Genomic DNA, 13,706 nt, shown 5'->3' on the forward strand with positions numbered 1-13,706 from the left:
CAAGGCAGGAAATGGCAGTCGCTCCTTCGCTCAACTGCCTCTCCAAAGAATCCTTTCTCAGCCTAAACTCAACCCCAAAATCGCCATATGCGATTCCCCTGCCACAAGGGGGAGGGAGACTTCCGTTGGCGCTGACCTCGGCAAATTGCCTGCCTTTCGGCGCCAAAGGCGAAGTAAGGGCGCGCGGCAGCATTCCCTCCCCCTTGTGGGGAGGGTTAGGGTGGGGGTCCATCTTCGCAAGAATCCAAATGCGGTTGCCCAGCGCAACAGTGGGGGTGTCCAAGCCCCGGCGACGAAATTGGATATCCCGCAATCAATCCGGCGCCCGGCGAAAAGCACCATCCTATCGGCGCCGCCAGCCGGCCAGTCCCTGATGCTGCGGTCGTAGTCGCCGGTCAGCACCGTGCCGCCCGCGGCAAAGGCAACCGCATAGATCGGGCCGGACTGGCTGTCGAACATGGCGAGCTGGTTGCCGGTCTGCCGGCGGTGAAACTGAGGCCGTTCGGCACCTCGCGAGCACGCCTCGCCCAGCGCCAGATACGCCTCGATGAAGCAAGCCGTGCCGATCACGATCATGAGGGCTGCAAGCAGCCTGTCAGCAAACCTGTTCATCTATCCGCTCTGCAATGATGGCGCTCGGCGCCTGGCTGTCGGTGATGGCTCAAGTCCACCCCAGCCCTTCGGCAGCAGCCGCAGGCATCGCCGCGTTTGCCGGGAGGCCGGTCGTGCGCTAGATCGCTGGCAGAGGCTAACGCGAGGCCAGCAATGGACGATTGGAAGCTACCTTGGGGCGGCGGTTGCCTGTGCGCCGGAATACGCTTTCGCATCAGCGCCCCGCCCTTGCTGACGATGGCGTGTCACTGCACCGGCTGCCAGAAGCTGAGCGCCAGCGCATATTCCCTGACCATCGCCGTGCCGAGCGACGGTTTTGCCATAACGCAAGGCGAGCCGGTGGTCGGCGGCCTGCACGGCCCGCACCGGCAGCTCTATTGCCCGCATTGCAAGAACTGGATGTTCACGCGCCCGCATGGCCTGGACTTTTTCGTCAACATTCGTGCGACCATGCTGGACGAGCACCAATGGTACGTGCCTTTCGTCGAAGTCTTCACGTCGGAAAAGCTGCCCTGGGCTTCGACCGCCGCTAGCCACAGTTTCGCTACGCAGCCCGACCTTGAGGGATACGCACCTCTGATCGAGGCGTTCGCCCGCGAAGCCGCGCGGCCAACTTGACTGGTTGCCGCCCGGAAAGGCGGCGCCAGCCTCCGTGCCTCACTTCAACTCCACCCAGACCGGCACATGATCGCTGGCGCCGGTCTCGCCGCGCACGTCGCGGTCGATGCCCGCCGCTACCAGCCGGCGCGACAGCTTCTTGCTGAGTAAGATATGGTCGAGGCGCAGGCCGGCATCGCGCGGCCAGCGGTTGCGGCGATAGTCCCAGAATGTGTAGAGCGTCTCGTTCGGGTGCTTCTTGCGCAGCGCGTCAAGCCAGCCTTGGTCGAGCAGCCGCTGGAACGATGCGCGGCTTTCCGGCTGGACCAGCGCGTTGTCGTCATAGGAGCGGGTCGGGTAGATGTCGCGCGGCTCGGGCACGATGTTGTAGTCGCCGGCCAGCACCACCGGCAGTCCGGTGTCGAGCAACTGCGCCGCATGCGCCTCCAGCCTTTCGTGCCAGTTGAGCTTGTACTGGAATTTCGGGCCGGGCTGCGGATTGCCGTTCGGCGCGTAGAGGCAGGCGACGACGATGCCGTTGACCGCCGCTTCGATGTAGCGCGCCTGCTGGTCGCTATCGTCGCCGGGCAGCGCCTCGCGGGTCAGAACGGGTTCTGCGCCACGCGAAAGGATGGCGACGCCGTTCCAGGTCGGCTGCCCGACCCAAACTGCGCCGTAGCCGGCCGCCGCCAGCGCAGTGCGCGGAAACTGCGTCTGTCTCGCCTTGAGCTCCTGCAGGCAGGCGATGTCGGGTTTGGCGGCAGCCAGCCATGCGAGCAGGTTCGGCAGCCGGCTGTTGATGTTGTTGACGTTGAAGGTGGCGATCTTCATCGGCCTGTTTCAGCGCACGATGCGTTCGGTCCACGCCTTCACCGCATCAGCGAGCGTCTTCAGATGATCGGCGGTGGAGAAGCCGGAGATGTTTTTGCGCGGCTTCAGATCATGGTCGCCGTCTTCCAGCCAGAAGATCTCGATTGCATCGGACAAAGCATAGGTCGCGACCTCGTCTTTGGTCCCGAACTCGTCGCGTGTGCCCTGGAAGATCACTGCCGGCGTCTTGAGATCGGCCAGGTGTTTTGTCCGAAGCTGCGTCGGTTTGTCAGGCGGATGGAAGGGATAGCCGAGACAAAGCAGCCCTGAAATCTCGCCCTTCGAAAACATCTCGTCGGCGATCATCGAAGCGACGCGTCCGCCCATCGACTTGCCGCCGATGATCAGCGGACCCTTCACGCCCTTCATCCGGAGGTCGGCGATCGCCTTGACGTATTCCGGGTTAACCGTCTCGGCGCGCGGCGGCGGCTTGCGGTGGCCGTAGCGGCGAGCCGCCATGTAGTGGAATTCAAAGCGCGCGACGCGGAAGCCGGCTGCGGCTAGCGCTTTTGCCGTGGCGGTCATCGAGGCCGAGTCCATAGGAGCGCCTGCGCCATGGGCGAGCAGGATGGTGATGGCGGCGGTGTCGGGACCGTCGAAGAGGAAGGTGGTCATGGGGACTCCAACGCTGGTGACCCCTTCTCCCCTTGTGGGAGAAGGTGGCCGAGCGAAGCTCGGTCGGATGAGGGGTGTTCCAGGGAACGCCGACGCCTCATTTCTTCCAACACCCCTCAACCGTCTCGGCGCTGCGCGCCGATCCACCTTCTCCCACAAGGGGAGAAGGAGGCGCTACTACCTCACCCTGCCGACATCCGCGCCAGCTGCAAATCGACAAACTGGATGCCCCGCGCGGCCGTGCGCGCCCATTCGGAATTGGCGTCGAGCTCGAGATAGCGCACCCAGCGACGCCGCGCCTCGGCGAGATTGCCGGCGTCGAACTCCAGCCTCGCAAGGTTGAACACCGCGTCGGCATAATTGGGATCGAGTGCGATCGCCTTCAGCAAATGCCGTCTCGCCGAGGCTACCCGCCCCTCTTCGCTCATCAGCCCGGCAAGATTGAACCAGGCCTCGACGAAGCCGGGATCGAGCTTTATGGCGCGGGCATAGTCGTGGGCCGCCTCGGCCGCGTGGCCGGCGGCGCGCAGGCAGTTGGCGCGGTTGAAGGCGGCGATGGCATCGCTTGGGTCGATGGCCAGGCAGCGCTGGTAGAGCGCCGCCGCCTGGTCGTGGTCTTCAGCCCCTTCCGCCGCCTCGGCATCGGCGAACAGCTCTTCCAGCGTGTCGTCATCCTGCGTTCCCAGATCGAACAGCAGCTGGCCGTCGAGTTCGCTCTGGCCGCCCTCGAGATAGATCGCGTCGGCCCGCCCATGCTGTGAGCCGACGGCGAGCGACTTGGCGGTGAGCGAGGCGACCTGGCCCGACCGGTGCACCGAGCGCGCAATCGCCCCCCAGGAGGCGCCACCGGCGACCAGGCCGGCATATTTGCGGGCGAGGATCAGGTCGCGAAAGGAATACGGTTCGCAATCATGCTCGAAGGCATCGAACAGCGACAAAAGGTCGAGATCCTCGCCGGTCAGCCGCGACTGGTCGATCAGCGACTGCCGCGACAGCGCCGAAGCCTCCGGCGCTTTCATCAGGCCGAGCAGGCACAGGAAGCCGTTCTCGCTGACCAGCTTGCGCCCGGCCGCGCGCTCGGTGACGACGCGGCGCTCAATCTCGGCATCATCGGCCTTGGCGAGGAACTTCCGCCCGAACACCACATGGGTGGTCCGTCTGGTGACTCCGCGCCGCAATTGGCCCTGCCGGCGCGCGACCTCGCGCGCCGCCATGCGAAGCGGAAACGCCGCGAGCGCGCCGATAGTGCCGAAGATCGTGCCAGTGGGCGCCGTCACCCTTTGCTCTTACCGACGGCCTGCAGCAGATTGGCCTTGAGCGGGTTTTCCTTGGCGCCGCCCTTGGCGGACTTTGCTTTGGCTGCCGGTTTCGTCGCCTCATCGGCCTTGCTCTTGGACTTGGCCGGCGGCTTGGCCGATTGGGACAGGCTCGCCTTCAGCGCATCCATGAGATTGATGACATTGCCGCGCTCGGGGGCCGCCGCGATGATCGGCTTATGGCCCTTCAGCTTCTCGCGGATCATCGCCATCAGCGCGATCTCGTAGCGGTCCTCGTAATTCTTCGGATCGAAGGTGGTTTCCTTCTGCTTGATCAGCGCCTCGGCCAATTGCAGCATTTCGGGATCGGGGTTTCCGACCGGGATATTGCCGAAATACTCAGCCGTGGCACGCACTTCGTTCGGATTCCTCAAGGTGCAGACGAACATGCCGTTCTCGCGCGCGCCGATCGTCACCACGCGCTCGCGGCTGGACAGCACCAGGCGGGCGATCGCCAGCTTGCCGGATTTGCGCATGGCTTCGCGCAGCACGGCGAAGGTCTCCTCGGCCATTGCGCCGTCCGGCGCCAGGTAATAGGGCGCGTCCTGATAGATGACGTCGACCGAATGCTCGTCGACAAAGGCCTCTATGTTCATCGTATGATTGGATTCGATGCGTACCGCATCGAGATCGGAGTCCTCGATGATGATGTACTGCTTGTCCTCGTATTCGTAGCCCTTGACCAGGTCTGAACGCTCGACCAGCCCGAGTTCGGGGTCGACCGGCTTCATGTTGATGCGGTTGTGCGTCTTCTTGTGCAGCTGGTTGAAGCTGATGCGCTCGCTGGCGCTGGTCGCCGGATAGAGCCGGACCGGACAGCTGACCAGACTGAGCTTGAGGTAACCTTTCCAACTTGCCCTGGGCGCCATGAAATACTCCTACGCGGCCTTGTGCTGTCGAACTGTTCGCAGCGTTCATTCGTCCGGAGGACGAACGGGGCTGCCGAAATCCTACATTGCCCTTACAATACCGGCAAATCCCTAGCGAAATCTTCCTCCGCTGAGAGCCGCCTGCAGGCAAGGGATCCGTGGCGAAGAATAATTCAAATTTTCCGGAGCGTCGATGGAGTCTGGGGCCGCGCCCGCGGGACTATCTCGCGGTGCCTATCACCGGCAAATCCCGGGCGAAATCTTCCATGTCGGCCCAGGGATCGCCTGACGTCGCCAGCAGGCCCGGCAGCGACGAATAATTCAGATCCTGCGGGGCGTCGATGGATTCCAGGTCGCTCCAGCTCACCGGCGTCGAGGCCGGCAAATTGGTGCGGGCGCGCAGCGAATAGGGAGCCGCAGAAGTGTGGCCGCGCGCATTGCGGTGATAATCGATGAAGATGCGCCGCTTGCGGTTATCCTTGCCCATGGTGGTGGTGAAAGTGTCGGGCGCGGTGGCGGCAAGATGCGTCGAGATGGCGCTGGTCGCCTGGTGCAATTTCTTCCAGTTCTGCTTTTGCGTCACCGGCACTGATATGTGGATGCCGTGGCCGCCGGACGTCTTGGCGAACGGCACCAGCCCTAGCGCTTCCAGCTCGCCCTTAATGTGCACCGCCGCCTCAACCACCTCGCGCCAGGCGATCCCCTCGCCCGGGTCGAGGTCGAAAACGATCAAGTCCGGCTTGTCGAGCCGCGTGCGATGGGTGCCCCAGGTGTGGAACTCGACGACACCGAACTGCGCCAGCGCCAGATAGCCCTTGGCGTCTTCCACCGAGAGATAGGATTTGGTCTCGCCCTCCGAATTGGTCGCTTCGAAAGTCGCCACAGAGGACGGCATGCCGGTGAAGGCGTGGCGCTGGAAGAAACAGTCCTGCGGCCTGCCGGTCGGGCAGCGCACCAGCGACACCGGCCGGCCGAGAATGTGCGGCAGCATGAAATCGCCGACCAGCGCGTAATAGACGGCAATGTCGAGCTTGGTCGGGCCGGTCTTGCCGAACAGCCGTCGCGTCGGGTTGGTCACCCAGATGGTGGCGAGGTCGGCCTCGGCGATCAGCCGCTTGCGCGTGGCCGAAACCGGCGTCGACAGGCCGACGTCGCGCAGGCCGCGGAACACGGCATGGCGCAGCGCATTGTCGGTGGTCCGGTTGGCGTAGTGGATGTGCGCCGAAAGCAGCGGCCGCACCCATTTCATCTCGCGCATGATTTCGCGCGGAACGCCTTCCGGCGCGGACGCCCCGGCGCGCAACGGCTCCAGCCGCGCCAGCAACTCGCCGGCGGTGGCGGCGTCGAAGCCGGTGCCGACCTTGCCGCGATAGTGCAATTCGCCGTCCTCGAATTCGCCGAGGCCGAGTGCGGCCAACCCCTCTGCCGCATCGGAGACGGTGTAGCCGGCAATGACGAAGTCGCCGGTCTGAAGCGCCTTGGTCTTGGTCCAGGTCTTGGTGCGGCCGCTCTGGTAGATTGCCGTGGCGCGCTTGGAGACGACACCCTCGAGCCCCATCTCGGATGCCTGGTCATAAAGTGCCTGGCCGTCTCCTTCGACATGATCGCTGAGCTGGATGGCCGAATTGGCGCCGAGACCGGACAGCAATTGCGAAAGCAGCGCCTTGCGCCGGCGGAGCGGCGCTTGTCTCAGGTCCCAGCCGTCGAGATAGAGAAGATCGAAGGCGTAGAAGTGGAGCTTGTTGCCGGCGCCTTCGGCCAGCGCGTCTTGCAAAAGGGCAAAGCGGCTGATGCCCTTGGCGTCGAGCGCGACGACCTCGCCGTCGATGATCGCCTCGCGGCACGGCAGCCTGGCGAATGCAAGCGGCAGGTCGCCATAGCGCTTCGTCCAGTCGAGGCCGGCGCGGGTGATCAGCCTGACTGCGCCGTTAGCGAGATGCGCCATGGTGCGGTAGCCATCGAATTTGATCTCGTGCAGCCAAACTTCGCCCGTTCGGGCCGCTGGGTCATCGCCGCCCGGCGGTTTCGAAACCTGCGTAGTCAGCTGCGGCTCGATCCGGGAAGGCGGCGGCGCCTTGACGGCGCCCGGCAAAGCACCTGGCTTCAGCACCACCGGCCTGGCAGCGGCCGGCTTCGGCGTTGCCACCAGTTCCTCGATGCGGCGTCCGGATTTGACGCTTTCCGGCCGGGCTTCCAGTATGTCGAGCTTGGCGTCGGCGGCGAGATCGCGCTCCTTGAACAGCAGCCAGTTCTTCTTGCCCTCATCCTCGCCGGGCTTCGGTTTCAGCCGCGTCAGCATCCAGCCGCCATTCAGCTTTTCGCCGGCGAGGCGGAACTTGAAGGAACCGGTGCGCAGGCTCTTCTCGACATCGTCCATCGGCGCCCAGACGCCGGTGTCCCAGACGATCATCGGCCCGCCGCCATATTCGCCTTCGGGAATGACACCTTCGAAGTCGATATACTCGAGCGGATGGTCCTCGGTCTCGACCGCCAGCCTTTTATCGGCCGGATTGAGCGACGGGCCGCGCGGCACCGCCCAGCTCTTCAGCACGTCGCCGACCTGCAGGCGAAGATCGTAGTGATCGGCGGTGGCGTGATGCTTGTGGACAACGAAACGATTGCCCTCACCGGCAACCAGACCGCCGGCTGGTTCCGGCGTCCTCGTGAACTCGCGCTTGGCGCGATAAGCCTTGAGCTTTGGCGGGGCGGTCACGGCCACATGCTCTTGCGCAAAAACAACGGCTTGATGCGCATGTCTTGAATCATTTTGTCAGCATGCGGCAGGTCGGCGTCATGCCGCTCAATCGTCGGTGGCCGGCGTCAATTCGAGCTCGGCCGGCGACAGGCCCTGCTGCAGCTGGCTGAGCCGGAATTCGTCGACCCAATAGGCCTCGCCGTCGACCAGCACGCGCGCGCTGTAGCTGCCGGCCGAAAAACGCTGCGCAGTGATGTACACCTTGTGGCGGTCGAGCGCGTTCCGCACCGCGGCGCGCTTGGATTTCTGACTGGCGACGGAACTGGCCATGCTGGTTACTCACGCACAAGCCGCAAGGCGGCGTGCCTTAAGGATGGCCGAGAGCGTGTCGGCTGTCAATTTGGCGGTCGCTGCGAGCCGCGCGCGGTGGCGCCTCCCGCTCTGTGGAAACCGAGCCGGTGCGCTATATTGCCCTGGCGGCTTGGAACGCGATGCTGATCCGGAGAGCTTCACATGACATTGACGATGCGCAAACTCGGCAGCCAGGGGCTGCAAGTCTCGGCAATCGGTCTCGGCTGCATGGGCATGAGCCAGTCCTATGGCCCGGCCGACGAGGCGGAATCGACCGCCACGCTGCACCGCGCCATCGAACTCGGCTGCACCTTCCTCGACACCGCGGAAGTGTACGGGCCGTTCACCAACGAGGAACTGCTCGGCCGCGCGCTGAAGGGCCGGCGCGATGAGGTGACGATCGCGACGAAATTCGGCTTCCGCATTGAAAACGGCAAGCAAGTCGGCACCGAGCGCGACAGCCGGCCCGAACATATCCGCGAGGCTTTGGAAGGTTCGCTGAGGAGGCTCGCCACCGACCACGTCGACCTCCTCTATCAGCACCGCGTCGATCCGGCGGTGCCGATCGAGGATGTGGCGGGCGCTGTCGGCGAGCTGATCGCTCAGGGCAAGGTCCGCTTCTTCGGCCTCTCTGAAGCCGGCGCCGCCAATATCCGCCGGGCGCATGCCGTGCATCCGGTATCGGCCGTGCAGAGCGAATATTCGCTGTGGGAGCGCAATCTGGAGCCGGAAATCATTACGCTGCTGAAGGAGCTCGGCATCGGCCTGGTGCCGTTCTCGCCGCTCGGCCGCGGTTTTCTCACCGGCGATGTCAGGCGCGCCGAAGACTATCCGGAGGGCGATTACCGGCGCGGCGATCCGCGCTACCAGGGCGCCAACTATGACGCCAACATGCAGGCGGCGGCCACGGTACTCGACATCGCCGCGGCGAAGCCCGTCAAGCCAGGTCAGATCGCGCTGGCCTGGCTGCTCCACAAGGGGAGCGACTTCGGCATCGACATCGTCCCGATCCCCGGCACCAAGCGCAGAAAATACCTCGAGGAGAACGTCGCCGCGGCTTCGATCAGGCTGGACCCAGCCGAGATGCAAGTGCTCGACGACGCGCTGGCGCCGGGAAAGGTCGCCGGGCCGCGCTACGGCGAGCGCACCATGGTGATGATCGATCGGTAGGTCTTGCCTGCTCCCGTTCTTGCGCAAAGCTCCGGCCTTGGCTAGCATCCGGCGGCAGGCACCGAGCGGAGGAGAACGTCGCGGTGGACCGGCTGGAGCGCCGTTGCGTCCCTTCAAAACATGAGTTGGGCGCTCGAAGGACACTCCATTTTTGAATCGACGCAAGGAACCTTCCGGAAAACCCATTCCGGTTTCGGGGTCGTGCGCTCATCTGGGAGGAGACTAAATTGATCAACAGACGTGAATTCCTGCTGTCGTCGGCGGCGATGGGCGCTTTGGCGCTGGCCGCTCCGCAACTGGCTTTTGCCCAGGACAAGCTGACCATCCTTGGTTCGGTGCCGAGCCTCGGCTTTCCGTTCTTCGTGCACATGCTGAACCAGATCAAGGCGGAAGCTCAGGCGCAAGGCGTCAACCTGATCGAGAGCGACGGCCAGAACTCGGCGCCCAAGCAGACCGCCGATATCGAGGCGGCACTCGTGCAGAAGGTCGACGCCATCGTCATCTCGCCGCTCGACGTCAACGCGCTGGCCCCAGCCATCGAGGAAGCGGTCAAGGCCGGCGTTCCCGTCGTCACCATTGATCGCCGCGTTGAGGGCGTCGAGGGCATCCTCGCCCATGTCGGCGCCGATAACGTCAAGGGCGGCGAGGCCGAAGCGCAGGCCATGGTGGCGGCATTCCCGAACGGCGCCAAGATCTTCCATTTGCAGGGCCAGCCCGGCGCCGGCCCGGCGATCGACCGTAACAAGGGCGTGCACAACGTCCTCGATCCCATGAAGGACAAGTACCAGATCATCTTCGAGCAGACCGCCAACTTCGCCCGCGCCGAGGCGCTGTCCGTCACCGAGGCCGGCCTTGCCGCCAACGGCAAGCCCGACGCGATCATCTGCGCCAATGACGACATGGCGCTTGGCGCGGTTGAAGCCTGCGCGGCGCGCAACTTCACCGACGTCAAGATCTACGGCTTCGACGCGCTTCCCGAAGCGCTGGTCGCCGTGCGCGACGGCAAGCTGGCCGGAACGGTCGAGCAATTCCCCGGCGAACAATCGCGCACTGCGGTGCAGATCGCGGTCGCCTACGCCAGGGACAAGACCGAGCCGAAGGAAAAGCTGGTGCTTTTGACGCCGATCGTCATCGGCAAGGACAATCTCGACAAGGCGGAGAGGCTGGGCGAGACGAAGTAAGGTTGCACAAAGGGCGCGCAGCGGCAAAAGTAGCATTCTGTCGCGCCCCCCTCTGCCCTGCCGGGCATCTCCCCCACTTGGGGGAGATCGGCAGCTTCGCCGATAGCGCCTTTTTTGCAACGCACGAGATTGGCGAAAGCCAAGGTGACATCCAATCTCCCCCCTCGTGGGGGAGATGTCCGGCAGGACAGAGGGGGGCGCTGTCCCGCCATCAATCGCAAAATTGGGAGCAACCTTTGCCCGCAGCCGAAACCACTGCGCCTTCGCCCTCTCCCGCCCTGCTCACCGTCGAGGGCGTGACCAAGCGCTTTGCCGGCGTCACCGCGCTGACCGACGTTTCGCTCGAAGTCCGCCCCGGCGAGATCCTCGGCCTGCTCGGCGAGAACGGAGCCGGCAAATCGACGCTGCTCAAGATCCTGTCCGGCGTGATGCCGCCGTCCAGCGGCCGCATCGTCTTCGATGGGGTCGAATTCAGCCCGCACAATCCGCAGGATGCCAAGCGCCACGGCATCGTCACAATCTACCAGGAACTGAGCCTGATCCCGACGCTGACCGTGGCGGAGAATATCTTCATCGGCCGCGCACCGCTCGGCCGGTTCGGGCTGGTCAGTTGGCGGAAGATGGAGGAAGATTCGCGCGCGATCATCGCTCGCGTCGGCCTCGACCTCGACCCGGCGACGCCGGTGTCGGCGCTGTCGGTGGCCGAGCAGCAGCTGGTCGAGATCGCCCGCGCGCTATCGCTGAAGAGCCGCTTGATCATCATGGACGAGCCGACCTCGGCGCTGACCGAAACCGAAGTGCACAGGCTGATGTCGATCATGGACCGGCTGCGCAAGGATGGCGTCGCCATCATGTTCGTCACCCACCGGCTGGAGGAGGCCTCGGCGATCTGCGACCGCATGACGGTGCTGCGCGACGGCAGGCTGGCCGGCCATCTCGACCGCGAAGGCGGGCCGATCAAACTGCCGAAGATCATCGAGAAGATGGTCGGCCGCGCCGCTTCCGAGCTCTATGCCAGGCCGACGCAGCGCGACGTCGCCGGCGACGTCCGGCTCTCGGTGCGCGGCCTGCGCACGGTGCGCGATCCGCAGGCGCCGCACGCCATCGTGCTCGAAGGCATCGATCTCGACCTCAAGGCGGGCGAAATCCTCGGCGTCGCCGGGCTCGTCGGCTCCGGCCGCACCGAGCTCGCCCGCGCCATCTTCGGCGCCGACCGCATTGCAGCCGGCACCATCATGCTCGACGGCAAGCCGATCGCGCCCGCCTCACCCGCCGACGCCATCGAGCTCGGCATCGGGCTGGTTCCGGAAGACCGCAAGCACCAGGCAATCTTCGCAGCACTCGCCATCCTCACCAATTTCTCGATCGCCGCGCTCGACCGCTACTCCAATGTCGGCTTCATGGCCGAGCGGCGAGAGCGCGAGGCGTTGGCGAACTATAGGAAGACGCTGTCGATCCGCATGGCCTCGCCCGAGCAGGCGATCGAGGGACTGTCCGGTGGCAACCAGCAGAAGGTCATCCTTGCCCGCTGGCTGGCACGCGATCCCAAGGTGCTGATCGTCGATGAACCGACGCGCGGCGTCGATGTCGGCGCCAAGGCGGAAGTGCACCAGATCCTGGTGGAGCTCGCGGCGCGCGGCATCGCCATCATGATGATCTCGTCCGAGCTGCCCGAAGTGCTTGCGGTGTCGGACAGGATCGTCACCATGCGACGCGGGCGCATTACAGGCGAGATGCCCGGTATTGAGGCGACCGAGGAGAAACTGATGGAACTGATGGCGCTCGACCAGAAGCAGGAAGCAACGCAATGACCAGCACGACCGAACGGAGCCAGCGCGGCGGCGTCAATATTGCGCGCCTGCTGATGAGCTTCGGCCCGCTGATGTTCCTGGCGTTGCTGATCGTCGTCTTCACCGTGCTGAAGCCGAGCTTCATCGACCCGATCAACCTGTTCAACATCATGCGCCAGATCTCGATCACCGGCCTGATCGCGCTCGGCATGACCTTCGTCATCCTCACCGCCGGCATCGACCTGTCGGTCGGCTCGCTGCTCGCCTTCTGCGGCATGGTCGCGGCGGTGGTGGCCAAGGGCGGCACCGCCAACACGCTGTCGCTGTCGACGTCGGGCACGCAAGGCTATGGCTGGTTCGCCGCCCTTCTCGCCGCCGTCGTCGTCGGCGCCGCGGCCGGCGGCGTCCAGGGCTTTGCCATCACCAGGCTGAAGGTGCCGCCCTTCGTCGTCACGCTTGGCGGCCTCACCGTGTTTCGCGGCCTGACCTTGACGATTTCCAATGGCGGCCCGATCTCCGGCTTCGACGCCTCGATGCGCTGGTTCGGTACCGGCCTGATCGGCCCGGTTCCGGTGCCGGCGATCATCTTCGCGATTGCCGCGATCCTTTGCCATATCGTGCTGCGCTACACACGTTACGGCCGCGCGGTCTATGCCGTCGGCGGCAATGCCGAGGCGGCACGGCTCTCCGGCCTGCGTGTCGACCGCATCCTGATCTCGGTCTACATCATCGTCGGCTTCTTCGCCGGCCTTGCCGCCTTCGTTTTGTCGGCGCGGCTCAACTCCTCCGAAGCCGTGGCCGGCATCGGCTACGAGCTGACGGTGATCTCGGCGGTCGTCATCGGCGGCACCTCGCTGTTCGGCGGCATCGGCAGCGTCGGCGGCACGGTGGTGGGTGCAGGGCTGATCGGCGTGCTGCAGAACGGGCTGCAGTTCAATAACGTCTCGTCTTACACGCAAAGCATCGTCATCGGCCTGATCCTCATCCTCGCCGTGGCCTTCGACCGCTGGCTGAAATCGCGGGTAAGGCGGTGATACAGGTGCCATGCCTATCCAGGTCGGCGGGCCAGCACCCCCCTCTGTCCTGCCGGACATCTCCCCCTCAAGGGGGGAGATTGGACGTCGCTCCAGCTTTCGCCAATCTCTAAAGAAGGGAGAATTTTCGGCGAAGCTGCCAATCTCCCCCCTGTTTGGACCGGAGACATCGCGAACAGGTGTGCGAGGACATCGCGAACAGTGCTCCATGCTATCTCTCGACGAGGTTGAGGTCGATGGTTTGGATTTTCTGATGGCGGAAGAAGACGTTGAAGACGCCGTCCTTGTCGGTCGCACGGAAGGCGACGGCGCGCCCGGCGAAGGCATTGCAGATCTTGAAGTGGCGGCCGAACAGCGAGGTCGCGCCCTTCTGCTGGATCTTGCGGATATGGTCGCCGGGCGCATAGTCGAAGGGCTGCTGGGTCTCCCTGAAGTCGCGCGGGGAAGACCGGTAGCGGTCGAGCGGCACGGCGCCGTCGATCGCCTCGTGCGGGCGCTCTGCATTGTACAACACGACGAGAGAACGCCCACGGGACCGAGGAACGCAAGTTTCTTTATCCATGGCATCCCTGGGCCGGGCGTTGTGTTCACGTTCATGAGGTGATC

Annotated in this window: 13 protein-coding genes; 5 read left to right on the plus strand and 8 right to left on the minus strand. The window is 64.7% G+C overall.

Translation table 11 applies throughout. The features are described from left to right. Positions 1-57: 57 nt before the first annotated feature. The gene (locus tag NKH30_RS32495) at positions 58-612 is read right to left on the minus strand and encodes a hypothetical protein (protein WP_352998083.1); all 555 of its coding nucleotides are present in this window, start codon (positions 610-612) and stop codon (positions 58-60) included. 153 nt (positions 613-765) lie between these two features. Here NKH30_RS32495 and NKH30_RS32500 point away from each other — a divergent pair, with 153 nt between their 5' ends. Beyond that, positions 766-1,230, plus strand: a complete 465-nt coding sequence (locus NKH30_RS32500; RefSeq protein ID WP_352927675.1) for a GFA family protein — start codon at positions 766-768, stop codon at positions 1,228-1,230. A 39-nt stretch (positions 1,231-1,269) separates the two neighbouring features. Here the strand turns inward: NKH30_RS32500 and NKH30_RS32505 are convergent, their stop codons facing one another. The 6 genes from NKH30_RS32505 to NKH30_RS32530 form a co-directional block, all read right to left on the minus strand. Beyond that, the gene (locus tag NKH30_RS32505) at positions 1,270-2,040 is read right to left on the minus strand and encodes an exodeoxyribonuclease III (RefSeq protein ID WP_352998085.1); all 771 of its coding nucleotides are present in this window, start codon (positions 2,038-2,040) and stop codon (positions 1,270-1,272) included. Positions 2,041-2,049: 9 nt separating this feature from the next. Further along, on the minus strand, positions 2,050-2,694 hold the full coding sequence (locus NKH30_RS32510; RefSeq protein WP_352998087.1) for an alpha/beta hydrolase family protein: 645 nt from the start codon (positions 2,692-2,694) through the stop codon (positions 2,050-2,052). A 182-nt stretch (positions 2,695-2,876) separates the two neighbouring features. Further along, positions 2,877-3,908, minus strand: coding sequence for a tetratricopeptide repeat protein (locus NKH30_RS32515; protein WP_352998096.1), 1,032 nt, complete (start codon positions 3,906-3,908; stop codon positions 2,877-2,879). A 59-nt stretch (positions 3,909-3,967) separates the two neighbouring features. Continuing rightward, on the minus strand, positions 3,968-4,879 hold the full coding sequence (gene ku / locus NKH30_RS32520) for a non-homologous end joining protein Ku (protein ID WP_352998089.1): 912 nt from the start codon (positions 4,877-4,879) through the stop codon (positions 3,968-3,970). Between the two features lie 220 nt (positions 4,880-5,099). After that, entirely contained in the window at positions 5,100-7,592 is a 2,493-nt protein-coding gene (gene ligD, locus NKH30_RS32525; RefSeq protein ID WP_352998091.1) for a DNA ligase D, read from the minus strand. Positions 7,593-7,679: 87 nt separating this feature from the next. After that, positions 7,680-7,904: a hypothetical protein gene (locus NKH30_RS32530; RefSeq protein WP_023675682.1), complete on the minus strand. Its 225-nt coding sequence runs from the start codon at positions 7,902-7,904 to the stop codon at positions 7,680-7,682. 183 nt (positions 7,905-8,087) lie between these two features. Here NKH30_RS32530 and NKH30_RS32535 point away from each other — a divergent pair, with 183 nt between their 5' ends. The 4 genes from NKH30_RS32535 to NKH30_RS32550 all read left to right on the plus strand — a co-directional run bounded on the left by NKH30_RS32535 (position 8,088) and on the right by NKH30_RS32550 (position 13,100). Beyond that, the gene (locus tag NKH30_RS32535; protein ID WP_352457298.1) at positions 8,088-9,095 is read left to right on the plus strand and encodes an aldo/keto reductase; all 1,008 of its coding nucleotides are present in this window, start codon (positions 8,088-8,090) and stop codon (positions 9,093-9,095) included. A gap of 230 nt (positions 9,096-9,325) precedes the next feature. Then, on the plus strand, positions 9,326-10,276 hold the full coding sequence (locus tag NKH30_RS32540) for a substrate-binding domain-containing protein (RefSeq protein ID WP_352998098.1): 951 nt from the start codon (positions 9,326-9,328) through the stop codon (positions 10,274-10,276). 236 nt (positions 10,277-10,512) lie between these two features. Further along, entirely contained in the window at positions 10,513-12,087 is a 1,575-nt protein-coding gene (locus tag NKH30_RS32545; RefSeq protein ID WP_352998093.1) for a sugar ABC transporter ATP-binding protein, read from the plus strand. Further along, complete coding sequence (locus tag NKH30_RS32550; protein ID WP_352998095.1) at positions 12,084-13,100, plus strand: ABC transporter permease; 1,017 nt, start codon at positions 12,084-12,086, stop codon at positions 13,098-13,100. Before NKH30_RS32545 ends, NKH30_RS32550 begins: the two co-directional genes overlap by 4 nt. Before the next feature lie 211 nt (positions 13,101-13,311). Here the strand turns inward: NKH30_RS32550 and NKH30_RS32555 are convergent, their stop codons facing one another. Next, positions 13,312-13,614: a hypothetical protein gene (locus NKH30_RS32555; RefSeq protein WP_352686960.1), complete on the minus strand. Its 303-nt coding sequence runs from the start codon at positions 13,612-13,614 to the stop codon at positions 13,312-13,314. Positions 13,615-13,706 lie beyond the last annotated feature (92 nt).

It is taken from the genome of Mesorhizobium sp. M1273 (assembly GCF_040318195.1).
Taxonomy (GTDB): Bacteria; Pseudomonadota; Alphaproteobacteria; order Rhizobiales; family Rhizobiaceae; genus Mesorhizobium.